Origin of the sequence: Sporosarcina sp. P29, assembly GCF_002743265.1 — a bacterium.
Taxonomy (GTDB): domain Bacteria; phylum Bacillota; class Bacilli; order Bacillales_A; family Planococcaceae; genus Sporosarcina.
On sequence record NZ_PDYX01000010.1, the window covers coordinates 43,077 to 69,210 of the forward strand.

Sequence of the window (26,134 nt, forward strand, 5' to 3'; positions counted from 1 at the left end):
TTATTCCACTATATAACCATCCCGCATTGTAATTACCCGATCAACATACGGTAGCATCTCTTCGTCATGCGTCACCATCAATGTCGTCAACTTTAAGGTGCGTGTTAGTTCCTGCAGTAATTCCATCACACCTTTTGAGCGTTTCGTATCAAGACTGGCAGTAGGTTCATCGGCAAATAAGATCTTTGGACGATGGATGATTGCACGTGCAATCGCCACACGTTGACGCTCGCCTCCTGATAAGGAAGAAGGATACGACTCTTTGCGGTGCTCCATTTCAACTAACTTCAACATCTCTTCTATTGCATTAGTCTGTTCCTTTTTGCTCATTTTTGTTTCTGATACATCAAGCATCAACTGCAGTTGCTCTTCTACCGTCAAAAATGGGACTAAGTGAGATGACTGAAAAACAAATCCGAAGTCTGTCGCCCGAATATGGCGAACCTCTTCCTGACTCATCCTCGTCATGTCTTTTCCATCAAACATAATTTCACCGGTGGATGCTTTTTGCAATCCTGCCGCGATAGTTAGAATCGTCGATTTACCAGATCCTGAAGGTCCGATCAGCGCAGTAATTTCTCCTTCTTTTAAAGATAAATTCACACCTTTTAATATCTCTTCTTCAACTTCTCCATTAGAAAACGTTTTCTTTACTTCATCAATAATAAAGGCAGACATATTACATCTCTCCTTGTTGAATCGCTTGAAGCGGTTCAATATTTTTCACTTGGAATCCTGAAATAGTAGCACCGATAAAACCAACCACCATAAATACTGCAGATAACATTAATACAGTATCCATCGTTAAGTGGAACGGCATGCCTTCAGGGGCAATCAAACTAAATGCTTGGCTGAGTGCAATGGACAACGCGAGTGATATCGCGGTAATAACTAGCATCTGATACCAAATCATCTTAAATAATGATATCGTCTTCATACCGATTGCTTTCAATATGCCGTACAATCCGATTTTCTGAACGTTCATCATATAGAAGAAAATTGCAAATAGCATACCGCTAATAATGACCAAGAACCAAACGATCATATTCAATGACATCTGCTCTGCATTGTAACTTGGAATGGCATTTAAGAATTCTTTATTTGAAAAAGAATCTAATGCACTAAGTGTGGGTGCATCTTTACCTGGTATGAAAATCGTTTGCATTTCCATCACTCGATAAATTTCCTGGTAGTTCGTCATGTCAATGAAAGCAACGGGTGCGTGACTATACTTTTGCTGGTCAACAAATCCTTTAACGATGAATTCTCCACTGAATTGATTATTCGTTAAGACGTCACCCACTTGAATTCCATCTTCTTGTAAAGAACGATCCAGAACAATCTCACCTTCTTTGACCTTTTCGAACAGCGCTGAATCAGTAGAGGTAACGAATGCCAGACTATGCTGTTTATCGTCCTCGTCATTGACGAATCCCATCTGAACCGAAAATGCAGTTGCTTCAGGATGGTCTATTAGGATTTGTTGCTGAACTCCTTCATCAATTTTCGAAAGATTATAGGCTTTATCTGCATCTTTATCTAAATAAAATTGCCCTTGCGGTAAGTCTTTAATAAGCGCTGCATTATCCTGGGATAGTCCATTTGCCAGTCCGGAAATAATAAATGTCAAGAAGCTGACGAGGAATATAATGGATCCGAGAATCAAGAATCTAGTTTTGTTTTTCTTCATTTCTTTCCATGCAATTTTCATATTGTTTGCCTCCGTGTTTTTCTTTATACTCTTATCTTACCGTGCGAAGATGAACGGAGAATGAACAATACATTACAATGCACTTTTTTCATTCTGTTTTAAAAGAGATATGACTTCCTATTTTTCTATCACTATGTGAAAATTGTAATAACGAAGGAGGGATTTTGATGATTCGTTTTGATGAAGTATCTAAGAGTTATGACATGTCACGTTTAGCCGTAGATTCAGTGAGTTTAGAAATTGAACGTGGAGAGTTTCTTGTGCTAGTCGGACCAAGTGGTTGTGGTAAAACAACTACACTTAAGATGATTAACCGATTGATCCCACTGACAAAAGGGACAATTTGGCTCGATGGCAAGCGGATCAGTGATTATCCGATCCATGAACTCCGATGGCAAATCGGTTATGTGTTACAGCAGATTGCGTTATTTCCGCATATGACGATCGAGGAAAATATTGCAGTTGTTCCTGAACTGGTTGGGTGGAAAAAGAAAGACATCCGTGCACGCGTAACGGAACTACTTGAAATGGTTGGGTTAGATCCCGAAGTGTACAGGAAGCGTAAACCGCATGAATTATCAGGCGGTCAGCAACAGCGGATCGGTGTCGTGCGCGCACTTGCTGCTGATCCAGACATTCTATTGATGGATGAACCTTTCAGCGCACTAGATCCAATTAGTCGCCTAAAGTTGCAAGATGATTTGCTAGAATTACAAAATCGAATTCAAAAAACTATTGTCTTTGTCACACATGATTTACAGGAAGCATTTAAACTAGGCGATCGTGTCTGCATTATGAATCAGGGCAAGATTGAACAAATTGCAACACCACAAGAGATCCTAACTAAACCTGCTTCACCGTTCGTGCGCGAGTTCACAGCATCCGCTGCAGCACGCACATTTTCCATTAAGGATCATATAGAAGAGATTCCAACAGATCTTTCGCTAGCTTTTGCAATCCCAATTGATTCTGAATGGGGCCCACTCTTGCAGTTCTTAGCTTCTGAAGATCAAGTGGCGATTAAACAAAATGGACAAGTCATTGGAATGGTTACCCGAAAAGGAATTCTACAATTTCTAGCGGAGCAATCGCTCAAGGGAGGAACGTCTAATGAATAATTTTCTAGATGTTTTTCAAAACAGACGTGGTCAATTACTGGAAGCACTGATCGAACATATTCAGATTTCATTAATCTCCTTATTAATTGCGGTGGTCATCGCAGTTCCACTAGGAATCTATTTGACAAACCGGCGAAAAATAGCGGAATCTGTCATTGGTGCAAGCGCTGTATTGCAGACGATTCCTTCTCTCGCATTACTCGGTCTATTGATTCCGTTATTCGGTATAGGGAAAATACCCGCTATTATTGCGTTAGTAGTCTATGCATTGCTACCCATTTTGCGCAATACATACACGGGCATTAAAGAAGTCGACCCTTCACTTCGAGAAGCAGCGACTGCAATGGGAATGAATACACGAAAGCGGCTAATGAAAGTTGAATTACCGCTTGCGATGCCGATCATCATGGCCGGTATCCGCACATCGATGGTATTAATCGTTGGAACCGCAACATTAGCTGCTTTGATTGGCGCGGGTGGTCTAGGTGATTTGATATTGCTTGGAATTGATCGCAATAACCCTTCACTAATCGTACTAGGTGCTATACCCGCAGCGTTACTTGCGCTCTTCTTTGATTTCCTATTAAAGATATTCGAAGGGCTTTCATTCAGAAAAGCTATTACCGCATTTGCCATTTTCATTATTGCGGCTGTCTTGATGATTGCGGCACCATTTATAGGAGGTAACTCCAAAAATGAAATAGTCATCGGAGCCAAGCTTGGCGCAGAACCTGAAATTCTGATTAATATGTATAAATTACTAATCGAAGACCAAACCGATCTGTCCGTCGAATTAAAACCGGGCCTCGGTAAAACGTCCTTCGTCTTCAACGCCCTGAGATCGGGAAGTATTGATTTGTATCCTGAATTTACGGGTACCGCTATTTCTGAATTCTTGAAAGAGCAAGCCGTCAGCAATGATCGTGATGAAGTATATGAGCAAGCACGAAAAGGACTAGATGAACAATTTACTATGACGCTCCTAACACCAATGTCCTTCAATAATACGTACACACTTGCTGTCTCCAAAGCATTCCAAGAAGAGTACGGACTGAAAACAATATCTGATCTGGCCGCAGTCGAGAAAGCCGTGAAAGCAGGCTTCACTCTCGAATTTAATGACCGTGAAGATGGATACCTGGGCATCCAGAAGCTTTATGGCATCACGTTCCCTTCTATCCAAACGATGGAACCGAAGCTACGCTATCAGGCAATAGAAGCAGGCGAGATCAATTTGATGGATGCCTATTCGACAGATAGCGAACTACGAGAATACGAAATGTCCGTTCTTGAAGACGACAAAGAACTGTTCCCTCCATATCAAGGCGCACCATTACTTCGTAAAGAGACGCTGAAAAAGTATCCAGAGCTTGAGGATGCGTTAAACAGCCTCGCTGGAATCGTGACAGATGATGAGATGCGTGAAATGAATTATCAAGTAAATGCGGAAGGTGCCAACGCAAAAGAAGTAGCAGAGGCATTTTTGAAAGAACAAGGTTTGTTGGAGTAAACGTGTGGGTGGCGTGACCGACCGCCGTACGTATTGAGCGGTTATACGACCAGTATGATCGCCTACGGAGCATGATAGAGCGGTCGTGCGTGCTGATAGAGCACTCAGACACTGTCTTAGAGCGGTTGACCGAACACTATGATCGCTTAATACGAATTAATGAGCGAAAGCGCACAACACTCTTCTACCCACTACAAAATATCAAAACAAAACAGTCACCTGCAGATATACCCTGCCGGTGACTGTTTTGTTTTGATTTAATTAATCCATCCAAGGAACTTCGATCATTGTACGGCCGATCCACTCACGCAGCACTTCGTTTGTTGGTCCCATAATAGCACCAGCACGTCCATCGCGTACGAACTTCTCTACCTGACCTGTCATATATCCACGGCCACCAGACACTTGCAACGCGGAATTGGTAACATCAATTACCATATCTGCTGCATGCGTCTTCAGCTGCCATAATGGATATAAACACTCCGATAATTCTTTACCTTCTTTATTGCAACGATCTAGCGCTTCTGCTGTACGATACAACATACTACGTGCGCTATCCACTTTGATCTGCGCCTTCGCCAACTCATGACGAATGACTTGGTAATCTGTAACGGATGATCCCGTATCCGCGTGTACTCTGCGTTTAGCACCATCTGTTGCCATATTCAAAGCACCTTGTGCAATACCAACCCAACAAGCTGCTGAACCTAGTAAGAATAGAGGATCAATCGTGTTGTCGTTGAAATAACCCATGCCACCTTCGCCACCGATACGGTTTTCAAGAGCTACTTGCACATCTTTAAAGTTCATCGGACCGCTTGCGTTTCCGCGTAATCCCATTGCATCGAACGGGAATGCTTCAACTCCCGGCTGATCATTTTCGACCAATAAAAACATTAAATTATCCGGATTATCTGTTTCAGGAGATGTCGTTGCAACTAAATAAAAGTCTGCTTCTCCACCACTTGTAACGAATGACTTTTCAGCGTCAAGCAAATAACCATTTACATTTCGTATCGCTTTACTACCGATATTCCAGAAGTGACCCCCTGTCGCTCTTTCACTAAACGCTAGGCCACCGATTTGTCCTTCACGCAAGCGTGGTAATAGACGCTGACGCTGTTCTTCTGTTCCCGCTTCATAGATCGTATGCGCTGTAGTCATATGCATAACCCAGCACATCGTCGTAGATGGGCAATAATGCGCAAAGCTTTCGGAAAGTACTGCAAATGCTGTGAATCCGTCTTTCAGACCACCCGCTTCAACCGGGATGGTAACAGCCGAATAACCAGACTTCGCAACTTCACGTAAACTTTCACGTGGATAACTTCTCTCTTGATCAGAAATAAGTGCACGCGGCAGCAATTCTTTCTTGCCTAACGCATGTGCAGCTTTTTGTAATTCTTCATGCCCTTCTGGACAAGTCCACCATTCAGGAATTTGCATAATTCCATCTTGTTGTTTTTGTTTTTCCATCATAGCACTTTTTACCAAAATTACCACTCCATTTTATCATTTACCTACTTTTCTATTAGCAAGCAAGCAGGCTGTTCTCTATCAACATTATCACGTTTTATTAAATAGTAAAGATTGATCCATAAAATAACTACCTTTTTTATTTTAAATTAAAATAAAATATCTAATGAATCCATTCAATTTATCATAAATATTTGTAGCGTTCTCTCATAAATAAAATGCATAAAACATTGAAAACACTATACTGCATATGATGTAACAGTCATTTCAATTCCTTAATATCCATCCGAACCTTAATCACTTTTTTATTCAAATATTACTTATTTGATAAATTTAGACACATTTATATTAAAAGCTATAAAAACACGCAAGTATTACGGGCAGTACGGTAAAATGCTATAATAAATTATAAAGAGAAGGAGGCGTATGCGATGAAAAGATGGATGAGTATAACGATTTTAAGCTGCCTATTATTTCTCAGTGCATGTGCAGCAACCGACACGAATAAATTGACGATACCTGAACTTACAGATCGTGAAAAACAAATACTTGAAACAGCTGCTAATACTGCATTTGTCTTTGATTATACAGCCGATCAAAACTATAAAAAGGTTACTCTTTGGGTAGAAAAATACAAAAAAGGGAAGAAAGTTGCAGAACCGATCAGCGAGCTATCCACTCCAATGCCCGGAGAGTCAACGAAGGGTAGCATCGTGTTGACAGTCACACAAACACTCGAAGAAGAACTATTATTCTCAGCAAGTGTTAGTGACGCTAAGGGCGCTGCAAGTGTTAGTAATCAAGAAGAACTGAAGGCATTGAAGGACATGGCCACTTTATTTAATACCAATCCACAAGAAGGTTTACTTCTATCGGATAATATGTTGTTGGCGGGTATCATCTACACATCTACAACAGAAGGTTCGCCAACAAGCACATTGTCGTCCGATTTCTACGAACAAAAAGAAGGATACTTGGATGAATTAAAAGAATACGACGTAGTATACGTTTTACGGGCTTCATTTGAAAAATAAAAAAACTGGACGACAAGTTCACTACTTGTCGTCCAGTTCTTTATTCATAATTCAATTCTGTAAATACTCTTTAACTGCCTGCGAAACTGTCTTTCCTTCCGCACGACCAGCCACTTCCTTCATTACAACGCCAATTGTCTGACCCATTGACGCGTCTTTTGAAATACCTAATGAAGCAATCAATTCTTTTACTTCTTCCACATTCATCTGTTTCGGCAAATAAGATTCCACAATCGCAATCTTCGCTTTTTCTGCTTCCACGATGTCTTCACGATTAGCTTTTTGACCTTCATCGAGCGATTGTTTGGTTTGCTTAAGCTCACGCTGAACGATTTTGATTTCTTCTTCTTTCGTCAGTTCGCGCTTTAATTCAATCGATTCATTTTGTAGACCTGCGCGCAATAAATTAATGACACCCTTCTTCATTGTGTCTTTTTCCTTCATCGCTGTTCTTATATCGGCCATTAAACGATCTTTTAATTCTGACATGGAAATCCCTCGTTTCTATAGTGTTACTTACAGTATACAAAAAAGTCATACGTTCAGTCTTGTATTCTTACTCCGTCTGAAATACCGATCTCTTTTTCGAGGTCAGCTTTACTTTTCGCTTTGCATCTTCTATATCTCTCTTAATGAACTCACAAAACGTATACGTCCGCCTTAATTGACGAAACTTCCGCTCTGGTTTACACTTTTTAGTAAGTAACTCCTTCATATAGCATAAGGTCCGAAACCTTATCTGTTGGGGGAGTTTTTCGACATGTATGTAAAAAAGGAGTTCATTATATGAAAAAAAGTGTAGTACTGGCGGAGAAACCTTCCGTAGCACGGGATATTGCCCGTGTGCTGAACTGCAATAAAAAAGGTAACGGCTATTTAGAAGGCGATAAGTATATCGTGACGTGGGCGCTCGGACACCTAGTGACGCTTGCTGACCCAGAAAATTATGATACGAAATTCAAGACATGGAAACTCGATGATCTGCCGATGATGCCCGAGGACTTGAAACTTACGGTCATCAAACAAACGAGTAGACAATACAATGCCGTAAAAGCGCAACTGCTTCGCACGGATGTTTCAGATATTATTATCGGTACAGACGCTGGACGTGAAGGAGAATTAGTTGCTCGTTGGATTATCGAAAAAGCGAAGGTTAAGAAGCCAATCAAACGACTATGGATTTCATCCGTCACGGACAAAGCAATTAAAGATGGTTTCGCGCAGTTAAAACCAGGTAAAGCGTATGAAAATTTATTTGAAGCAGCAGTCGCACGTTCTGAAGCCGATTGGTATATCGGTCTGAATGCTACGCGTGCACTAACAACCAAGTTTAATGCACAGCTTAACTGCGGACGTGTACAAACACCTGTCGTCGCAATTATTGCACAGCGTGAGGAAGAGATTAATACCTTCCGCCCCAAAACATTTTATGGTGTCGAAGCGCAATCTGACTCGAAACTAAAACTGACTTGGCAAGATGCAAAAACAAGCGATACTCGTTCATTTGACCGTGACAAACTATCAGCTATAGTCAAAAAGGTCGATGGGAAACAAGCGGTAATTGAAAATGTCGAGAAGAAAGCAAAAAAAACATTCTCACCTGGTCTGTACGATTTAACTGAATTACAGCGTGACGCCAACAAAATGTTCGGCTACTCAGCAAAAGATACACTTAACATTATGCAGAAATTATACGAACAGCATAAATTACTAACCTATCCACGAACCGACTCACGTTTCCTTTCAAGCGACCTCGTTGCAACACTTCCTGAGCGTTTGAAAACAGTGGGTATAGGTGAATACCGTACACTTGCGAATAAAATACTAAAGAAACCAATCAAAACGAGTAAATCATTCGTTGATGACAGCAAAGTATCTGATCACCACGCAATCATTCCGACCGAAGAAATCGTATTTCTTGATAAATTGTCTGATCGCGAGCGAAAAATCTATGATCTGGTTGTCAAACGTTTCTTAGCTGTTCTGTTCCCAGCACATGAATACGAACAATTAACAGTTCATGCAAAAATAGCAGATGAACGGTTCTCAGCACGCGGTAAAACGATTTTATCTGCTGGTTGGAAAGAAGTTTACAATAATCAATTTGACGAAGAAGAAGTTGAACAAGATACGAAAGAACAACTGTTACCTAAACTCGCTGCAGGCGATAAGCTCGACATTAAACTTATTAAAGAAACATCGGGACAAACGAAGCCCCCTGCCCGATTCAATGAAGCTACTTTATTATCCGCCATGGAAAACCCGACGAAATATATGGGCACACAGGATAAAAAATTGGCTGACACATTGAAATCCACAGGCGGACTCGGAACGGTCGCAACACGTGCTGATATTATCGACAAACTTTTTAACTCCTTCCTGATTGAAAAACGCGGGAAAGATATCCACGTCACGAACAAAGGAAAACAGTTGCTCGAATTAGTACCGGATGAATTGAAATCTCCTTTACTGACAGCTGAATGGGAACTGAAGTTAGAGCAGATTGCCAAAGGTCAACTGAAAAAAGAAGATTTCATTAATGAAATGAAAGGCTATACAAAAGAAATTGTTTCAGAGATTAAAGCGAGTGAAGCAAAGTTTAAACATGATAACATTTCCACGAAAACATGTCCTGACTGTGGGAAGCCGATGCTTGAAGTAAACGGTAAGCATGGCAAGATGCTCGTTTGTCAGGATCGTGAGTGTGGCCACCGTAAAAATGTCTCTCGCGTCACGAACGCACGTTGTCCACAGTGTAAGAAGAAGATGGAGTTGCGCGGTGAAGGTGAAGGACAGATCTTTACATGCAAGTGCGGATACCGCGAAAAGCTCTCGGTATTCAAGGCACGACGCGAGAAGGATTCAAAAGGCAAAGTGAACAAGCGCGATGTGCAGAAGTATTTGAAGAAGAACGACGAAGACGAACCGGTAAACAACCCATTCGCAGATGCATTGAAAGGTTTGAAACTGGACGACTAATTTCAGAGGGATAGGCTGATATTTGTGTTGGGCATTGAAGTTAGTATTGTAATTACTCTGAACCTCAGTACTTGAACTTAAATTAGTCAAAACATAACCAAAATTCACATGCAACCTACAGTGAGCGATCTAAGTACCTCCATAATCAACGTAGGATGGAAGCGGTAGCTGGGGCGACTCGGGGAGGATCAGCGAGAGCGGTAGCGAAGGACGGCTTTTGCGAGTAAAAGCGTAGCGTTAGGAGTATACACTTTTATAAGTTGCATTTAAGTAAGCCACGCCCTCCGGAAAGCGTCCCCAGCTGGAGCTTCCATCCCATCACACTCACAAACTCACTCTCTACAGCATTTCAACTTAACATCACCAAAAAAGCTGTCTCACGAAGTTTTCGTGGGACAGCTTTTGATTTTTTCTATTAGTAAGCTCTCGCAAACCAAACCGTATGCTTCGACTCATTTCCACAATTAATACAAGCGGATTTCTCTGCTGGTGGATTGAACGGAATATTACGTGTCGTAAACTTCGTTTCATCTTTGACATGTTCTTCACATGCATCATCGCCACACCAGCCTGCAAGGATCCAGCCTGGAGTTACTTCGTTAGTCGCACTCTCTTCAATATGCTTCTTCAACTCATCTAGCGTATCGATGTTCGTATGAGAATTTTCGTCACGGAACACACGAGCATTTTCAAGCAAACGCTTTTGCATCGTCTGTAGTTCTTGCTCGATGCTAGCTACAGCTTCAGCCAGACTAACAGCCACTTTCTCGCCACCGTCACGCGCTTTCATTAATGCTTGATCATTTTCAAGATCACGTGGTCCAAGTTCTAGACGTACCGGGACACCTTTTAATTCGTACTCGTTAAATTTGAAACCTGGAGACTGATCCGAATCGTCTAAACGTACGCGAATTCCTTTAGATTTTAACTCTGCATAGATTTCATCCAGTTTTTCCATTATTGCAGGATTCTTCTTCCAAGGTCCAACTGGAATTAGCACGACTTGTGTCGGTGCAACGCGTGGAGGCAACACAAGACCTTGCTCGTCACCATGGACCATGATAACAGAGCCGATCAAGCGTGTTGACGTTCCCCAAGATGTTGTATGCACGAACTGGTGCTTGTTTTCTTTAGTTAAGTATTTGATATCAAATGCTTCTGCAAATTTTGTGCCGAGATAATGTGAAGTTCCGGCTTGTACTGCTTTACCATCTTTCATCATTGCTTCGATCGAGAATGTATCAATTGCACCCGCAAAACGCTCAGACGGTGTTTTCTGACCATCATATACCGGAATCGCAAGTAATTCTTCAACAACTTCTTTGTAGATTTCCAGCATTTGCATCGTTTCATGACGTGCTTCTTCTTCATCTACGTGTGCAGTATGTCCTTCTTGCCACAAGAATTCAGACGTACGAATGAATGGTAGCGTCTTTTTCTCCCAGCGGAATACGTTTGCCCACTGGTTGATCAGTACAGGAAGGTCACGATAGCTTTTGATCCAGTCAGAATACAAATGACCAATCATCGTTTCAGACGTTGGACGTAGCGCCAAACGTTCTTCCAATTTCTCGCCCGCGGCTTCTGTTACCCATGGCAATTCTGGAGAAAATCCTTCGATATGATCTTTTTCTTTTTCGAAAAATGACTCTGGAATTAACATAGGGAAATAAGCGTTACGGTGACCCGTCTCTTTAAAGCGACGATTCATTTCATCCTGAATATGCTCCCAGATTTCATAGCCGTCCGGTTTAAACGCGATACATCCACGCACTGGTGTATAATCCATTAAATCCGCTTTCTGGATTGTATCGATATACCATTTCGTAAAATCATTTTGCTGATTGCTCATTACTTCATTTCCTCCTTAGTAAAAACCGCACTCTTGTTATTCCATACTGTTAATCATATAACAAATCAAGCATTCCTACAATTGAATGCCGTCACAATGCATGTCTAACCTCTTAAATTCCATAAAAAAACTGCCCTCAATGAAGAGGACAGCCTTCGATTACACTAATTTTTCTTCTGCAAAGACAAATTGTGGTTCGCGTTCTACTTTCACAGTATCCTCACCGAAGCGACCTTCCCACTTCGACATGACCACCGTTGCAAGTGCGTTTCCGATTACGTTCACTACCGTACGTGCCATATCTAGCAAACGGTCAATTCCCGCGATAAACGCTAAACCTTCAAGCGGAATCCCTACTGTGCCAAGCGTTGCAAGTAACACGACAAATGAAACGCCAGGTACGCCAGCAATCCCTTTAGACGTAATCATCAACACTAACACTAACGTGATTTGCTCCATAATACTCAACTGAATGCCATACATTTGTGCGATGAACATAGCCGCCAATGCTTGGTAAAGAGTAGATCCGTCTAGGTTAAATGAATATCCTGTTGGCACTACGAAAGATACGATATCTTTCGGGCTACCGAACTTCTCCATTTTCTCCATCACTTTCGGTAACACCGTCTCCGAACTAGACGTAGAAAACGCTAGAATCAATTCGTCTTTCAAGATCTTCATGAAGTGGAAGATATTCACGCCAACCATCTTCGCGATCCCACCTAACACGACGATGATGAAGAATATCATCGTTGCATATACAAGAACCATTAATTTACCCATCGGAATGAGTGATTCTAAACCGAATTTAGATACCGTTACACCAATTAACGCGAATACGCCAAACGGTGCAAATTTCATAATCATATTCGTTACCCAGAACATTGCGTCTGCGACTCCTTGGAAAACATCCAGTACCGGTTTGCCGCGCTCCCCGATTGCCGCTACACCTAATCCGAATAACACAGAGAAGAAAATGATTGGCAACATATCACCATTCGCCATCGAGTCTACAATATTACTTGGTACGATGCCGACTAACACATCCATGAAGCCGCCATTTTGCACTTCTTCTGTCGTTTCTACATATTGCGAGATGTCACCTTTTTCAAGAGAAGACATATCGATGCCTTCACCTGGCTTGAAAATATTTGCTGACATAAGACCAACAATAATCGCAATCGTTGTTACAATTTCAAAATATAAAAGCGTTTTACCGCCAAGTTTACCTAATTTCTTAATATCACCTGTACCTGCAACGCCGATTACTAGCGTGGAAATAATAATAGGTACCACAATCATTTTAATCATATTGATGAACATCGTGCCGATTGGCTGTAAGTATCTCTCTACATTAGGATTACCATAGAAGATTGCACCGACTGCAATACCTAAAACCAATCCAATTAATATTTGGTAAGCCAAAGACAATTTAAATATCTTTTTCATCGATAATCCCCCTTAGATGTTCTCTGAAAACGCTTTCTTTCAGTAACTTATTCATATCTTACGGGGGCCCTACAAAATTCTACAACATCCTACAAAAACTATTTTCGTCCTTCTATTGTTTCCATATATAACACATGCAGAAACTTCTTACTGTTCACTTTGGCTGGCCTGATGTCGATACTTTCTTCTTGAATCTGTTTCATTCTCAGACTAATCTCTTGGAAATCAAAGAAGCGTGGGGCATAGTATTCGAATTCATCGATTGTATAATCTACCGCGCCAAGCGATGCTAAATGTTCCATTGCTGTAAGGATGGACCGCCGGATTCTTTGCTCCATCGCCTTACTTTCTTTGGAGATGTCTCCATCTGGCACACCCAGTTTTGTCAACGCAGCTTCATATAGTTCCTTTAGAGGCGGTAATTGAATAGCCCGCTGCTCATTCAAGACTTCCATGATGGCTACGATGTCGCGACTCGCGCTGTCACTGAAGATTCCCATATCATGTAGCTTCTTTAGAACAATATCTTTCACTGATTGCTGTGCTTTAGGTTGTTCAACAGAACCGAATTGCGCCAGTGATTCCCGAATCGTCAATAAGGAGTTTTTCAGGCGTAACTGTTCCGCTGTACGTCGCACGATACTTTGTACTTCTATTTGATTGATCGGCTTATGTATGAAGAATTCGACACCGACTTGATAGGCTTCGCCCACCATTTCTTTGTTCACTACTTGGCTTAGCATGATGAATTGTCCATTATAGCCTTGTGTTTTCAACTGTTGAATTGTTTCGATCCCGTCAAGTTCAGGCATCAATAAATCGATCAATACGACATCTGGTGCAAGAGAAAGTATTTGAGGAATGGCTTTCACTCCACTTTCCGCCTCACCAATCACAATCCCTTCTTGCTCTGCCAATATATTTTTCAGCATTACACGGCTTGCTTTGTCGTCATCTACGATAAAATATCTCATGCTTCTATCTCCTCCATAATGGATTCCATAGGGATTTCCACTAGTACATTCAGTCCTTGATCGAGACGCTTTACCACAATTGTACCTTGCATCGCTTCGATAATTGCACAGACATGCGATAATCCGATACCTGTTGCTGCTGTTCCTTGATCCGTAAATTTCGTCGTATACCCTGGTTCAAATATGATGTCTTCATGTTCAAAAGGAATTCCTTTTCCGGTGTCACATACACTAAAGCGCACCGACTTTTCATCTCTCTCGACTGTAATGAGTACTTGACCTTTTTCTTCAATGGCCTCCACTGCATTCGCTGTCAAATTGTTCAATACTGCGAGCAAAGGGACATGTTGGCCTGTTTGAAGATCCCCATCAATTACTGTTTCCAACGTGCATTCTTTACCGATCATTTCACTGTACTTTTCATTCGCAGTGACGACCATATTGAGTAAATCAGACAGGTAAAACACTTCTACTTGTTGCCGTGTTGTCCACTTTGATAACCCTGCCAGAATTCGCTGAGAATCCTTTTTCACTTCATGGATTTCCTGCGCAATGTGTAACGCTTGGGTGCTAAGTTCCGGTTGATTCTCTTTTTTTAGCTTGCGGTATAAATCATGACTCGATGCAGTGATTTGTTCTATATGGTTCATGGACTTTTGTAAATACAATGCTTCCGCGTATAGCTCAGAACCTACTCCAAGCATTTCCTCTACACGCTGCTTCTCTTTTGATATTGCCACAGAACTATATAATCCCACCGTGAAGAAACTTCGCAATAATGCGACCCCCACTAGAATCCCCCACTCCTTACCATTAAGCAGTGAACTATGTAACCACCAGTTACGCAGTGCATGCTCTGATGTGTTGCTCACTACTTCAAATACGAAAGCCAATGCACCCAGTCGAAGTGGTAAAGATTTATACTTTTCAAGACCGACGAAATGCCAGCCGACCGCCACGATAAAGTAAAACAAAAAGACAGGTACATGCATTTGTAAACTCTCAAGCAAATCAACACCAAGCCATAGTTCCTTCGTTACGCGAAATACTACTACCGTAACGGCTGTAACGAATCCTGTGCGCAAGATAGAAACAGGTGGATAAATAAGAATCAATAAAAAGAATACTATACCGCCCAGCGCAAAACGGAACATCTCGTCGTCAAACGGCATCACTTTCAACTCGCCGGTCAGAGCTGTCAAGATCGCAATAAAGGCAATTCTAGCCGCTTCCGATTGATATATATGGCGCCACATTAATTTTATATTCATCATTCTGCTCCTAATAAATAAGTAATCGTACACGTATTATAGCAACCAGAAAAACATTGTACAGTTTTGGACTTGGATATTACGGGTACTGTAAGAAGGTACATTTATTATATTTATATATCGAAAGGATGATAATACATGAAAGTTTTAGTTGTAGGTGCAAACGGTCAGATCGGGAAACAGTTAGTTTCATTGATTCAAGACAGCAATACACTGGAAGCAAAAGCCATGATCCGCAAGCAAGAGCAAGCGGAACATTTTGAGAAAATCGGTGCGGAAACCGTGCTTGTAGATCTTGAAGGCGAAGTGGACGACATCGTAAAAGCAGCAGACGGCGTAGATGCGATCGTCTTCACAGCAGGCTCCGGCCCAAAAACGGGGCCAGATAAAACTATGATGATCGACCTTGACGGCGCTATTAAAACTATCCAAGCAGCGCAGAAAGCTGACGTTAAACGTTTCATCATGATTAGTTCATACGACACAACACGTAAAGCGATCCAGGAAGCACCGGAATCATTTGCTCCATATGTTGTAGCAAAACACTATGCAGATGAATGGTTACGCTCGACTGATCTAGACTATACGATGATTCATCCAGGTGCTTTAACAAACGACAATGGAACAGGCAAAGTAAAAGCCGCGGCTACTGTCGAACCAAACGAAGTGCCACGTGATGATATTGCCGAAGTTATCTTCGCTTGTTTAGAAAACGACTCAACGATCGGCAAAGAGTTCCAAGTAATTGGTGGCTCTACACCGATTAAAGATGCGATTAATGCACTCTAAAGTCAGTGGCCTGTACGGTATTCACCGTTCAGGTTTTTCTGTCTAATTCCTAACACGTACAACCAGAAAGCAAAAAACACTGAAGGCCAACTCCCTATGAGTTGGCCCTCAGTATACATACCGTTCTAACTACTACTTTGCTTCCAGTTGGAAGGAGAAGTAGCGAACTCAATTTTTCATACTTGCAGGAAAATAACGGTTTTTCAGCAATGTAGATATGACCTCCAATACGATCGCCAGTACTAGGATCATATATGTAATCATCCCTACTTCACGCAAGTCAAAGTAGAAGCTTGAAGCCATAAACAGTTCGAAACCGATACCACCTGCTCCGGCTGCCGCTCCCATTGCAACCGCCACCGCAAAGTTAATTTCAAACCGCAGAAAAGTCCAAGACATAAGATATGTAAATGTCGAAGGAAGTATCGCGTGTACTACAATGTGCCACCAACCCGCACCCGTAGCCCTTAATGCTTCAATAATTCCTTTGTCTACTTCCTCAAACGCTTCAGAAAAAGCTTTTACTAAATATGCAATTGAATGAAAAAGCATGCCAAGCACCGCAGCTTCACTCCCTAATCCAGCCGCAATAGCAAAGATCAAAACCCATAAAACCGTCGGGACAGCACGGATAAAGGCCAAGAAAATGCGAACTATTTTGGTGATCCATTCATTGGTCAAATTAGTCGCTGCAGTCAATGCTAGAAAGAACGAAAGAACGGCTCCTAGAATTGTAGATAAAAAGGCAAGTCCAAGTGTAATACCCACTTGATAGATGGCTTCTCCCCAACTGAAATGACTGATAGCGGGTTCTAAAAACATAACCTGCAAATTATAGGCTGTTTCTTGGATAGCTCGTTGAATGTCGAGCCCTGTATATTCAAAGAACAGGAAAGCTATGACGGTTAGTACGGTTAGAATGAGGATTGTTAACTGCAGTATTAGCTGTACTTGATTGCCCGACTTTATGCTAATACGACCATCACTTCGTCGCTTCATATGTGTTGTCGCTTGCATTAGAGAATCACCTTCCGTACATGGTTTGAAAGTAGTTCTATGAGGATGACAGCCAAGACGATACTGACAGTTACTAACGCCACTCCATGATAGTTGAGTGTTTTATAATACAAGTCAAATGTGTAGCCGATCCCGGTTCCTGTCAAGATTCCTACTAGCGTAGCATTGCGTATGTTTGTTTCAATCATAAACAGTACCCAACTAATCATTTGCGGCAAGCACTCGGGAATGACCGCTTTCATAATAATTTGAATATATGTTGCACCTGTTGCTTGTAACGCTTCTACCGCACTTTGGCTCGACTCGTCAATGACCTCAATGAAGGCCCGAGTTAGAAAACCGAACGACCCAACGAATAAAGCGAGATATCCTGTTAAAGAGTTCTGCCCGAACGATAGAAGTAAAATCAATGCCCAGGCTACCACGGGAATATTCCTTGATAGCGATGCTATAAACCTTGCCAAAACACCAAGTAACTTGCTCGTCCCCACGGCTTTTGATCCCATCACTCCCAAGAGAAGCGATACAACAGTAGCTGTTGTCGTTGCTGTAATAGACATGAGGATAGTTTCAACTAATTTGTCTAAAATGGTCGGCATACGTTCAAGTGATTCCTCAGTGACTACCAAGTTGGAAAATATCCATATAAAAGCTTCAGGTAATGTCGCGAATCCATGTAAAATATTAAAGTCTGTGATCACGGATGAAAGATACGTTAATAAAGCCAGAAGAAAGACAACTACTATCATCTGTTGGTTTTTCTTGTATCGTATTTTATTTACATTCACAATAGTTAGCTCCTCATACCGTTGCTAGTTCTCTTACTACTGGCACAGTCTTTGTCTTAGTACCGTAAATGACATCCGTTCGTTCCATAGTCAATCGATGACTCATCTCGTCAAAGACGACTTGGCCCTGCCTAAGCCCTATAATACGATCTGAATAATCACGCGCCACTTCAACTTGATGCAGGTTCACGATGCATGTAATCCCAAGTTCCACGGTAATGGACTTCAAATGATCCATGATGATTTTGGAAGCATTCGGATCAAGAGAAGCGATAGGCTCATCACATAAAACAATTTTAGGTTCTTGAATCAATGCACGTGCAATTCCCACTCGCTGTTGCTGTCCTCCACTTAGTTGGTCACAGCGCTTATAGGCATGATCAGCAATCCCCAGTTTTTCTAACAAGAAAAATGCTCGCTCTTTTTCTTCCTCTGTAAATCTGCCCATAATTCCTTGTAGTGTCGTTTTATATCCAAATCGACCGTGTAAAACATTTTCAATGACAGACAATCTGGGCACCAAATTATAATGCTGAAAAACCATGCCTATATCTGTTCGCAACTTTCGTAATTCCTTTTTATTCAACGTCCCTACATCTGCTCCGTCAAAGATTACTGCGCCTTCATCAATGTCGACCATTCGATTGATGCACCGAAGCAAGGTGGACTTTCCCGCGCCTGAAGGACCGATGATCGAAATGAATTCACCAGCTTCCACTTCAAAGTTTACATTTTGCAACACTTTCGTTTGATTGTTATATGATTTTCCAAGTTGTTCTACTGTTAATAAAGACATGTCTTCTCGCTCCTCTTTTATTCGAATATATATACAATCAAAGCGTACAATACTATGCACGCTCTGATTGGATTCACTTATTCATTAAAAAGATTTCGGACCGGGGTAAACCAAGCGTCTTCAACTGGCACAAAACGCTCTTCTTCCGTTTTAAAGAATAAGCCTGCTGCATTAGAATCTTTCGGGACGAAAATTTCTTCGTTATTGGCAAATTCATCTGAAGTGAATAGCGTTTGTAATTTATCAAAGTCTTCTTGACCAAGGACATTCGTATTCGCAACAAATGGAGCGTTTAGTACAGGCGTTACTTCCATTAGAATGAATTCCTTGCCGGCTACACGATTAAATGGTTCCGCTGCATCTTTTTTCACTTTATATACGGATCCCACTTCATTCTCTTCGCCTTCTACTACGTCTACATAAGATTCGACACACGTATCACAAAAAGCCGCCACGTCTGTACTGCCATTCAATACATTCACTGCTGAACCTTGATGGGAGTTACCGAATAAAACTTGTGAAAATAGGGGGCCGCCCTCCATTAGATCTTCGGAATTCAATTCTCCATATTTCTTATTGTTTGCAAAATGATCAATGATCGTTGAGGAAGGAATCACAAACCCCGAAGTTGAGCTATTTGAAACAAACGAAATACTTTTCTTCCCTAATGTGTCTAAAGAGAATTCACCGTTTACTTTAAAGGTTTCTTGATCCTCTACGTCTACTGCAAGCCAACTATAATATAAGGCATCATCCAATGTACCTGACGGGCCAGTGGAAACTACTAACGGCATATTCGCTTCATTTCCTTTATTAGCTTGGACATAGCCTTGCGCACCCATGTAGGCAAGGTCTGCGTTATTATTCACCATCGTTTCAATTGCGATTGCATAATCAGTCGTCAACTTGTGCTCTACCGATTTCCCGGTTGTTTCCTCGATGGCTTTTCCAATTTCATCTCGTGAAGTTTTCATGTCATTACCCGATTCATTGGGATACCAGACAATACTGATGACGTCATCGACTTCTGTTTTTTCCGCTTCCGCTTGGCTACTTGAACATGCAGACATTAGTAAGGTGGCTGATGCAAGTATTGCGAAGACTGAATTCAGTTTCTTCATCAAGTTCACTCCTCTTCAACTGGATAATCAACTTTATTGAAACATAGAAAGATAACGCAATGTGAGTATTTACAGGATCTTCACAGACTCTTTACCCCCCTTTTATCCATCCATTAAAAATCAGAAGGACTCACAATATCGCCAACTTCAATTTCTTTCCCAAATACACCGTGGAAATCTGTGCCTCCTGTCATCAACAGATGATACTGTTCTGCCAGTTCTTCAACTTGTCTACTATCTTTCGCTGTATGATCAAAGTGATTGCGTTCAATACCGTCAAGCCCAACTTCTACTAAGTCAGCGATCAAATCATATGAATCCAACTGTCCTGGATGCGCAACAACAGCCAATCCACCGTCAGCTTTAATCGCACCCACCGCATCGAAGACATCGATGTATTCTATATCCCCTGATGCAACGCCCTGTCCTTTAAATAACTCTTTATACAATCGTTGATAGGCATCTGAAGCATAAGGATCCTCCGTCAGCTCTTTCATAATATGTTGTTTGTAAACCGTTCCTGAGAATTTCGCAAATTCAAAGATTCTTTCCTTATCAAGCAAATAACCGGCCTTTACTATTTGCTCTATTTGCCAAAGTGAATGAGCATGCCTTCTTCCTAGCAATGGTTGGCAAATCGATTGGATATGTACTGCATCGGAATCATAGTTGTAGCCAAGCACATGTACTTTCCGTTGCCGCTGGAAGTCATATGCTGATATCTCAATTCCGGGTAGTGCTGTGATGCCAAATTCTTCACTTACAGTTCGGATTTCTTCCCAGCCGGCTACCGTGTCATGATCGACAAAGCTAATATGTGTTAAGCCGGCCTCTGCAGCCTTTTGGAAAACAGTATTAACAGAATCCGAGCCATCTGAATAATGACTATGAACATGTAGATCAGCTTTCAGAACCAACACCCACCTTATTGTCGAGCACGAGTTTTTTTGTCTTCATATCGAATACTTTGTCACATAATCCTTCCATGAACTCAATATCGTGAAAAATCCCAACAAGCGTAGTTCCATTGTTCTTTAGTTTTTCTATCATTTCACGAACTTTTACTTTTGATTGCTGATCTAAACTAGCAGTTGGCTCATCAAGCAATAATAGTCTAGGTTTTTTCACTGTAGCCATGGCAATGTTCAAGCGTAGTTTTTCGCCGCCAGAGAAGGTATTTGGATAACTGTCCCACAGTTTAGGATCCAGTTCGAAATGAGTTAACGTTTTTTCAGCTTCAACATTGGCTGTTATTTCAGATTCCCCCATCTCCAGCAACGCATTGGTCACTAACTGTCGACATGTTGTTCTTGGCATAACATTTAAAAATTGGGATACGTATCCCATTTCATATTTACGCAAGTACAGCATTTGTCGATCGCTTACTTTTGACAAATCTACAAGTCCAAAGCGCTGCGAGTCGTATAGAATCTTCCCTTCATCCGGCAAATACGTACGGTAAATACTTTTTAAGATAGTTGATTTCCCACTTCCGCTTTTTCCTACAATACCTATGAACTCACCCTCCCCTATGGAAAAATGAATATTTTCTGTAGCTGGCATGGTTTTATCTAAATGATGAATAGTGAAACGTTTGCCGAATCCAACAATTTTCAGTATGGACATCAAAATGATGCTCCTCTCCAATTACATTAGTTTGTGCGGTAATTAGTTTTCGTAATTAGCATTCCGTTTACCATTGTCGTCGTCAACATAGGATAGCCGTCATCCATTCTTTCAATGATGAGCAGATCGGCTTTCTTTCCAATTTTAATGGACCCCAATTCATCATCTATTCGAACTGCTTTCGCTGGATTCAACGTAACCATCATGAACATTTTGTGCAGATCGTTGCCATATTGCTCATGTAGTGCAAAGACCGCATGCAAGAGACCGGCTGGATAATAGTCGCTGCATAAAATATCTATACAGTTATGATGAATAGCTTCTGCTGCGGATAGATTGCCCGAATGCGAACCACCGAGTAACACATTGGGAGCACCCGCGATCGTATGCAAGCCAAGTTCTTTCGCTTTCTTTGCAACGTCCAACGTAATCGGGAATTCGCTAATGGTTGTACCAAAGGTTTTCACTAATTCTAGCTTCTGAACATTGTCATCGTCATGAGAGGCAATGGCAATGCCTTTCTTTGCAGCAATCTCTGCAATTTCCTTAATGTTTTCAGTCGTTAGAAACTCTGTAGTTTGTCTTTCTGCGATTAGCACATTAATGTCTGAATCTGATAGATCCCGGTACCCTTTCAATGTTTCACGATACACTTCTAAATTACGGTACTGGCCTTGTCCCGGCGTATGGTCCATAAATGAAAGCAAATGGACTTTGTCATCTTCTATATTCTGCACAAGACTTGTTACGCCACCCATATTGTCAATCTCAAATCGCGCATGTAGGCGATGACGAATCAAGTGTAAATTCCCATGTGTTGAGTGGATGGCATCGATCATACGCTGGATATTTTTTGGATGATGCATTGTTTTCTGTGTAAAGACATCTTCCCCGTAAAAGGACAGTGAGTGAAACATAGTGGTAATCCCGTGACTGATCAATACTTTTTCAGCCTCTCGCAAACTTATGTCGAAATCCATCATGCAAGAAGGTCTTGGCGATGCAATTGTTTCAATATAATCAGAGTGAATGTCAATAAATCCGGGAGAAATAAGTCCACCTCCCGCATCAATCCGGTTAGCTTCTGGAAATTTCATTACGTCTTCCTGCGGGATGATATCTTGAATGAATTCTCCTTCTACAACAACCGCAAAGCCTTCAAGTATTTCGTTTTCTGTTATGATGTTCCCATTGTGGATTACATACATGTCAGCTGTTCCTCCTATAGTAATGAGTACACTAATTGCTGTGTATACGCATGTTGTGGATCTTCTAATACTTGGTCCGTCAATCCTTCTTCAATTATTTCGCCATTTAACATGACAATTGTACGGTCCGCTAACATCCGAATCACTGCCAAGTCATGTGACACTACAATCATGCTGATTTGTAGTTCTCTTTGGATTTTTTTGATTAAATCTAGTACGTTTGCTTGTACAGACAAGTCTAGCCCAGTCGTTACTTCATCCAAAAATAAAATAGGTGGGTTATTCGATAACGCTTTCGCAATTTGCACGCGTTGCTGCATTCCACCCGAAAACTTTTCAGGTTCCTCTTTCATACGATGCAACGGAATATGAACATTTGTAAGCAAGCTTTTACCTGTTGCCTCCATATCCGACACATTTCGATTTCCTGCCGCAATTAACTTTTCCGCTATGTTGCCAATCGATGAAAAGTTCATTTTTAGTCCGTGAACTGGATTTTGATACACCATGCCATAATCATGATTACGAATCATACGCTTTTGCTGAGAAGACAATTCGAAAACATTTTCATTTTCTTTCCCCAGTCGGTTAATGTACGCAGCTCCAGATGTGATGTCCGTATCAAAATATAAGCACTGCATCATCGTCGATTTGCCGCTTCCGCTTTCTCCAACAATACCCAAAATTTCTCCACGATAAAGATCTAAAGAGACGTCTCGCACGGCAAAGACCGTTCCACAAGCTCTGCAGTAATTTTTCTCTACACTATTTCGTTCTTTATCTTGGCATTCTTGACAGCCCGTACCATACTGTTTGCGTAAATTCTCAACCCGTAAAATCGGTTTTTCATGCATATGTGCTTTCCACCTCGACTTTCTCTTGTTTGTTTAATTGTTCTATACAATAAGCTGAATCGTTGCACTGATAAATCGTTTCACTCTTTTCGTGATCTATGAGTTCATCCAGGAAAACATCTCTTGCTCCACACAAATGACAATGAGCCCCTACAAATGATTCAACAGTAAATGGATAATCATCAAAAGCTAACGATTTGACGGATGTATAGGGCGGTACAGCATAAATTTTCTTTTCCCTTCCTGCTCCGAGAAGGATCAATGCTTCAGAATGATCCATTTTTGGATTATCGAATCTTGGAATTGGGCTTGGTGCCATTACATAACGGTCGTGAACGGACACAGGATGATCAGCGGTTGTCGCTGTTTTTCCAAACTTCATAATTTGCTCGAACAACATCAGCCAAGCACCACTATAGTCATCTTCCGCATGCATATTTTTTGTCACATACTCCCTAGCTTCAATGGCACGCAATGGTTCTGGTATCGGGACTTGTAACACCAGAATTTGTTCTTTCGTCAATGAACATTCAGGAATCCTATGCCTTGATTGAATAATGTCTGCTTCCTCTGTACACTCCGTCAGCTGAACACCTGTTGTATCTTGAACTAGTTTTTTAATACTCACTGCATTGACCGATTCATCGGAGCCTTGGTCGATCACTTTTAAGACATCTGTTTGTCCAATTAGAGAAAGTGTAAGCTGCAAACCACCTGTTCCCCAACCTCTTGCAATGGGCATTTCCCTAGAAGCAAATGGCACTTGATAACCTGGGATGGCTACAGCTTTTAGAGTAGCGCGACGAATTTCCTTTTTTGAACCTTCATCGAAAAAAGCAAAATGCGTGTTAGCTTTCATTGATCTGCACTCCTTTCTTCACTTGCCGGATACTGTCCAATTTAGATTGGAACGTCACGTAATGCGGTAGCTTCAAGTGGGAAATAAACCCGCTGGATTCCACTGAATCAATGTGTAGCAGTACAAATTCTTCATCATGTGTTGGAAATTCATCATTTCGATGTTCTAGGCACTGATCGAGAATACTCATAGCAATCGTTTTGGTTTCATTTTGTCCATAACAAATCCCATATCCAATCTCAAATTCCAGTTCATCCTCATTGTTTTCATTCTTCACATTGACAGGCACAAATGATTCTACTTCGGTTACTTGAATGTCACCGATGTAAAAATCTTCGTCCTCTGAACCGTCTTCTTCATTCGGATGCTTAACATAAATCGGCAGCGAACCTACACGTACTTCACCTACAGTAGGATGGACTTCTCCATATCCGCGCAACGAAGCATATGCTAACGAAGTGAGTGCACCTGTTTGCCCGCGGGTTAGAACTTGCAATCTTGCACTGCGGCTAGCCGGAAACTCCAAACTCTGTTTCGTAATATCTTCAGGTTCTGTATTGTCCAGTTCATATCGTTCAAACAATCCTTCTTTACGAAGGTACTCTACAACTTTCGGATAGCGCTCAATCGTTTCTTCCACCTTCAACTCATGAAATTCTTCGGCATAGCTTTGCAACCAATGTGTATTACCGGCTTTATCCTCATTGATCAAATCAAAATCCAGAAGCCGATGTGTGTAGTCATACGTAGCACCCAGTAATTGACCGCCTGGTATATCTTTAAAGCTCGCAGAAATTCTTCGTTCTACAAACATCGCTTCCGTTTCAACTGACTCGCTGTAATACAATCTCGGCAAGGTGGATCGGTGAGCTCTCATAAGGAATACTGCTTCTTCCATACTTCCCTCTGCCTGCTTGATAGCCAATGCCGCCAATTGCGGAGAATATAAGCTACTCTCCGACATGACTTGATCAACCAAAGCTCTCATCGTCGACAAAATGGTTTCAATTTCAAGGATTTCTTGCCCTTTGAGTCGTTCGAACTTTACACGTTTAATAGAAGCATCTATCGCCTCAGTGCCTCCTTTTACAGGAACATAACCCACTTATCCCACCTCCTTATGTGCAACCGCCGTTGTTCTGGGTACGCAAGCAATTTGTGAAGCTTGATCTATAAAAATTAAGTCGATTCCCATTGGAAATTCATTTGTTCGCTGATTTCGAGCTCGCCAAATCACTTCTGAAAATCTTGTTTGCAGGGGTATTTCCGTTTGAATCCCCGGACCTTTTAAAACTATTTGACCATCATTTTGTAAAATAGGACTTTCAACGAGCCAAGTAGAAGATTGCTGTGGATCGATGAGAGATCCAATTTTACAATGTTCCATTGCATGCTGTATCGCTTGCTCATTGTCTCCGCGAGGGACTATGACAAAGTCCGCTTCATGAATGGATGCATATTTGGCAGACGTATATTCCGATATCTTTTCTATTAGCCCTTGGTGTTCATTGGAGATAATATGGAAAGTAACTTCTCCGTCTAATAATGCCATGGCTGTTAAAAGTAAAGCTTCACTGCAAGGAATAGAATAATCCATTCGTTTCACTGGTTCTGTAATGGATGAAATCGTACCTGGCCGTGACATACTATGCAGTAATTTACGATACACATATTGCAAATCATGTACTTGATCAATCGCCAT

At 41.4% G+C, this 26,134-nt stretch carries 24 protein-coding genes; 5 read left to right on the plus strand and 19 right to left on the minus strand.

Features of this window, described 5'->3' with window-relative positions; translation table 11 throughout:
* The gene (locus tag CSV68_RS10245) at positions 1–678 is read right to left on the minus strand and encodes an ABC transporter ATP-binding protein (protein WP_099662064.1); all 678 of its coding nucleotides are present in this window, start codon (positions 676–678) and stop codon (positions 1–3) included.
* A gap of 1 nt (position 679) precedes the next feature.
* On the minus strand, positions 680–1,711 hold the full coding sequence (locus CSV68_RS10250) for an ABC transporter permease (protein WP_099662065.1): 1,032 nt from the start codon (positions 1,709–1,711) through the stop codon (positions 680–682).
* Positions 1,712–1,878: 167 nt separating this feature from the next.
* Here CSV68_RS10250 and CSV68_RS10255 point away from each other — a divergent pair, with 167 nt between their 5' ends.
* Positions 1,879–2,829 (plus strand): ABC transporter ATP-binding protein, encoded by a 951-nt coding sequence (locus tag CSV68_RS10255; RefSeq protein ID WP_099662066.1) that lies wholly within the window; start codon positions 1,879–1,881, stop codon positions 2,827–2,829.
* Positions 2,822–4,339 (plus strand): ABC transporter permease/substrate-binding protein, encoded by a 1,518-nt coding sequence (locus CSV68_RS10260; protein ID WP_099634271.1) that lies wholly within the window; start codon positions 2,822–2,824, stop codon positions 4,337–4,339. The genes CSV68_RS10255 and CSV68_RS10260 overlap by 8 nt, the downstream gene beginning before the upstream one ends.
* A gap of 261 nt (positions 4,340–4,600) precedes the next feature.
* Here CSV68_RS10260 and CSV68_RS10265 read toward each other — a convergent pair whose 3' ends face one another.
* A complete protein-coding gene (locus tag CSV68_RS10265; protein ID WP_369823517.1) occupies positions 4,601–5,842 on the minus strand; it encodes an acyl-CoA dehydrogenase family protein in 1,242 nt (413 codons plus the stop codon).
* Positions 5,843–6,246: 404 nt separating this feature from the next.
* Between CSV68_RS10265 and CSV68_RS10270 the strand changes: the two genes are divergently transcribed.
* Entirely contained in the window at positions 6,247–6,849 is a 603-nt protein-coding gene (locus CSV68_RS10270) for a hypothetical protein (RefSeq protein WP_099634272.1), read from the plus strand.
* Positions 6,850–6,900: 51 nt separating this feature from the next.
* Here CSV68_RS10270 and CSV68_RS10275 read toward each other — a convergent pair whose 3' ends face one another.
* Positions 6,901–7,338: a GatB/YqeY domain-containing protein gene (locus tag CSV68_RS10275; protein ID WP_099634273.1), complete on the minus strand. Its 438-nt coding sequence runs from the start codon at positions 7,336–7,338 to the stop codon at positions 6,901–6,903.
* Between the two features lie 297 nt (positions 7,339–7,635).
* Between CSV68_RS10275 and CSV68_RS10280 the strand changes: the two genes are divergently transcribed.
* Positions 7,636–9,828, plus strand: a complete 2,193-nt coding sequence (locus CSV68_RS10280; RefSeq protein WP_099662067.1) for a DNA topoisomerase III — start codon at positions 7,636–7,638, stop codon at positions 9,826–9,828.
* Positions 9,829–10,243: 415 nt separating this feature from the next.
* On the opposite strand, the gene proS is transcribed toward CSV68_RS10280, so the two are convergent.
* The 4 genes from proS to CSV68_RS10300 form a co-directional block, all read right to left on the minus strand.
* Positions 10,244–11,680, minus strand: coding sequence for a proline--tRNA ligase (proS, locus tag CSV68_RS10285; RefSeq protein ID WP_099662068.1), 1,437 nt, complete (start codon positions 11,678–11,680; stop codon positions 10,244–10,246).
* Between the two features lie 159 nt (positions 11,681–11,839).
* Positions 11,840–13,129 carry a cation:dicarboxylate symporter family transporter gene (locus tag CSV68_RS10290; protein WP_099634276.1) on the minus strand — a complete coding sequence of 430 codons (1,290 nt, stop codon included), beginning with the start codon at positions 13,127–13,129 and terminating at the stop codon, positions 11,840–11,842.
* Positions 13,130–13,227: 98 nt separating this feature from the next.
* Positions 13,228–14,103: a response regulator gene (locus tag CSV68_RS10295; RefSeq protein WP_099634277.1), complete on the minus strand. Its 876-nt coding sequence runs from the start codon at positions 14,101–14,103 to the stop codon at positions 13,228–13,230.
* Positions 14,100–15,374: a sensor histidine kinase gene (locus CSV68_RS10300; RefSeq protein ID WP_233192901.1), complete on the minus strand. Its 1,275-nt coding sequence runs from the start codon at positions 15,372–15,374 to the stop codon at positions 14,100–14,102. Before CSV68_RS10300 ends, CSV68_RS10295 begins: the two co-directional genes overlap by 4 nt.
* Positions 15,375–15,512: 138 nt before the next feature.
* Here CSV68_RS10300 and CSV68_RS10305 point away from each other — a divergent pair, with 138 nt between their 5' ends.
* Positions 15,513–16,163 carry an SDR family oxidoreductase gene (locus CSV68_RS10305; RefSeq protein WP_099662070.1) on the plus strand — a complete coding sequence of 217 codons (651 nt, stop codon included), beginning with the start codon at positions 15,513–15,515 and terminating at the stop codon, positions 16,161–16,163.
* Positions 16,164–16,331: 168 nt separating this feature from the next.
* On the opposite strand, the gene CSV68_RS10310 is transcribed toward CSV68_RS10305, so the two are convergent.
* From CSV68_RS10310 to phnH, 11 genes are all read right to left on the minus strand, one after another.
* Positions 16,332–17,180, minus strand: coding sequence for an ABC transporter permease subunit (locus tag CSV68_RS10310; RefSeq protein ID WP_099662071.1), 849 nt, complete (start codon positions 17,178–17,180; stop codon positions 16,332–16,334).
* A complete protein-coding gene (locus CSV68_RS10315; RefSeq protein ID WP_483315677.1) occupies positions 17,180–17,968 on the minus strand; it encodes a PhnE/PtxC family ABC transporter permease in 789 nt (262 codons plus the stop codon). The genes CSV68_RS10310 and CSV68_RS10315 overlap by 1 nt, the downstream gene beginning before the upstream one ends.
* Positions 17,969–17,981: 13 nt before the next feature.
* On the minus strand, positions 17,982–18,764 hold the full coding sequence (phnC, locus tag CSV68_RS10320) for a phosphonate ABC transporter ATP-binding protein (protein WP_099662072.1): 783 nt from the start codon (positions 18,762–18,764) through the stop codon (positions 17,982–17,984).
* 77 nt (positions 18,765–18,841) lie between these two features.
* Positions 18,842–19,885 (minus strand): PhnD/SsuA/transferrin family substrate-binding protein, encoded by a 1,044-nt coding sequence (locus tag CSV68_RS10325; RefSeq protein ID WP_099662073.1) that lies wholly within the window; start codon positions 19,883–19,885, stop codon positions 18,842–18,844.
* Positions 19,886–19,998: 113 nt separating this feature from the next.
* The gene (locus tag CSV68_RS10330) at positions 19,999–20,796 is read right to left on the minus strand and encodes a PHP domain-containing protein (protein WP_099662093.1); all 798 of its coding nucleotides are present in this window, start codon (positions 20,794–20,796) and stop codon (positions 19,999–20,001) included.
* Positions 20,786–21,511: a phosphonate C-P lyase system protein PhnL gene (locus tag CSV68_RS10335; protein WP_099662074.1), complete on the minus strand. Its 726-nt coding sequence runs from the start codon at positions 21,509–21,511 to the stop codon at positions 20,786–20,788. The genes CSV68_RS10330 and CSV68_RS10335 overlap by 11 nt, the downstream gene beginning before the upstream one ends.
* A 26-nt stretch (positions 21,512–21,537) precedes the next feature.
* Complete coding sequence (gene phnM, locus CSV68_RS10340; protein WP_099662075.1) at positions 21,538–22,719, minus strand: phosphonate metabolism protein PhnM; 1,182 nt, start codon at positions 22,717–22,719, stop codon at positions 21,538–21,540.
* Positions 22,720–22,733: 14 nt separating this feature from the next.
* Positions 22,734–23,573 carry an ATP-binding cassette domain-containing protein gene (locus CSV68_RS10345; RefSeq protein WP_099662076.1) on the minus strand — a complete coding sequence of 280 codons (840 nt, stop codon included), beginning with the start codon at positions 23,571–23,573 and terminating at the stop codon, positions 22,734–22,736.
* Positions 23,566–24,432: an alpha-D-ribose 1-methylphosphonate 5-phosphate C-P-lyase PhnJ gene (locus CSV68_RS10350; protein WP_099662077.1), complete on the minus strand. Its 867-nt coding sequence runs from the start codon at positions 24,430–24,432 to the stop codon at positions 23,566–23,568. The genes CSV68_RS10345 and CSV68_RS10350 overlap by 8 nt, the downstream gene beginning before the upstream one ends.
* Positions 24,422–25,537: a carbon-phosphorus lyase complex subunit PhnI gene (locus tag CSV68_RS10355; protein WP_099662078.1), complete on the minus strand. Its 1,116-nt coding sequence runs from the start codon at positions 25,535–25,537 to the stop codon at positions 24,422–24,424. Before CSV68_RS10355 ends, CSV68_RS10350 begins: the two co-directional genes overlap by 11 nt.
* Complete coding sequence (gene phnH, locus CSV68_RS10360; RefSeq protein WP_099662079.1) at positions 25,538–26,134, minus strand: phosphonate C-P lyase system protein PhnH; 597 nt, start codon at positions 26,132–26,134, stop codon at positions 25,538–25,540.

Bases quoted from the DNA above. Each gene is read 5' to 3' on its own strand.
- CSV68_RS10245 (WP_099662064.1), bottom strand. From the start codon at position 678: ATGTCTGCCTTTATTATTGATGAAGTAAAGAAAACGTTTTCTAATGGA.
- CSV68_RS10250 (WP_099662065.1), bottom strand. From the start codon at position 1,711: ATGAAAATTGCATGGAAAGAAATGAAGAAAAACAAAACTAGATTCTTG.
- CSV68_RS10255 (WP_099662066.1), top strand. From the start codon at position 1,879: ATGATTCGTTTTGATGAAGTATCTAAGAGTTATGACATGTCACGTTTA.
- CSV68_RS10260 (WP_099634271.1), top strand. From the start codon at position 2,822: ATGAATAATTTTCTAGATGTTTTTCAAAACAGACGTGGTCAATTACTG.
- CSV68_RS10270 (WP_099634272.1), top strand. From the start codon at position 6,247: ATGAAAAGATGGATGAGTATAACGATTTTAAGCTGCCTATTATTTCTC.
- CSV68_RS10275 (WP_099634273.1), bottom strand. From the start codon at position 7,338: ATGTCAGAATTAAAAGATCGTTTAATGGCCGATATAAGAACAGCGATG.
- CSV68_RS10280 (WP_099662067.1), top strand. From the start codon at position 7,636: ATGAAAAAAAGTGTAGTACTGGCGGAGAAACCTTCCGTAGCACGGGAT.
- proS (WP_099662068.1), bottom strand. From the start codon at position 11,680: ATGAGCAATCAGCAAAATGATTTTACGAAATGGTATATCGATACAATC.
- CSV68_RS10290 (WP_099634276.1), bottom strand. From the start codon at position 13,129: ATGAAAAAGATATTTAAATTGTCTTTGGCTTACCAAATATTAATTGGA.
- CSV68_RS10295 (WP_099634277.1), bottom strand. From the start codon at position 14,103: ATGAGATATTTTATCGTAGATGACGACAAAGCAAGCCGTGTAATGCTG.
- CSV68_RS10300 (WP_233192901.1), bottom strand. From the start codon at position 15,374: ATGAATATAAAATTAATGTGGCGCCATATATATCAATCGGAAGCGGCT.
- CSV68_RS10305 (WP_099662070.1), top strand. From the start codon at position 15,513: ATGAAAGTTTTAGTTGTAGGTGCAAACGGTCAGATCGGGAAACAGTTA.
- CSV68_RS10310 (WP_099662071.1), bottom strand. From the start codon at position 17,180: ATGCAAGCGACAACACATATGAAGCGACGAAGTGATGGTCGTATTAGC.
- phnC (WP_099662072.1), bottom strand. From the start codon at position 18,764: ATGTCTTTATTAACAGTAGAACAACTTGGAAAATCATATAACAATCAA.
- CSV68_RS10325 (WP_099662073.1), bottom strand. From the start codon at position 19,885: ATGAAGAAACTGAATTCAGTCTTCGCAATACTTGCATCAGCCACCTTA.
- CSV68_RS10335 (WP_099662074.1), bottom strand. From the start codon at position 21,511: ATGTCCATACTGAAAATTGTTGGATTCGGCAAACGTTTCACTATTCAT.
- phnM (WP_099662075.1), bottom strand. From the start codon at position 22,719: ATGTATGTAATCCACAATGGGAACATCATAACAGAAAACGAAATACTT.
- CSV68_RS10345 (WP_099662076.1), bottom strand. From the start codon at position 23,573: ATGCATGAAAAACCGATTTTACGGGTTGAGAATTTACGCAAACAGTAT.
- CSV68_RS10350 (WP_099662077.1), bottom strand. From the start codon at position 24,432: ATGAAAGCTAACACGCATTTTGCTTTTTTCGATGAAGGTTCAAAAAAG.
- phnH (WP_099662079.1), bottom strand. From the start codon at position 26,134: ATGGCGATTGATCAAGTACATGATTTGCAATATGTGTATCGTAAATTA.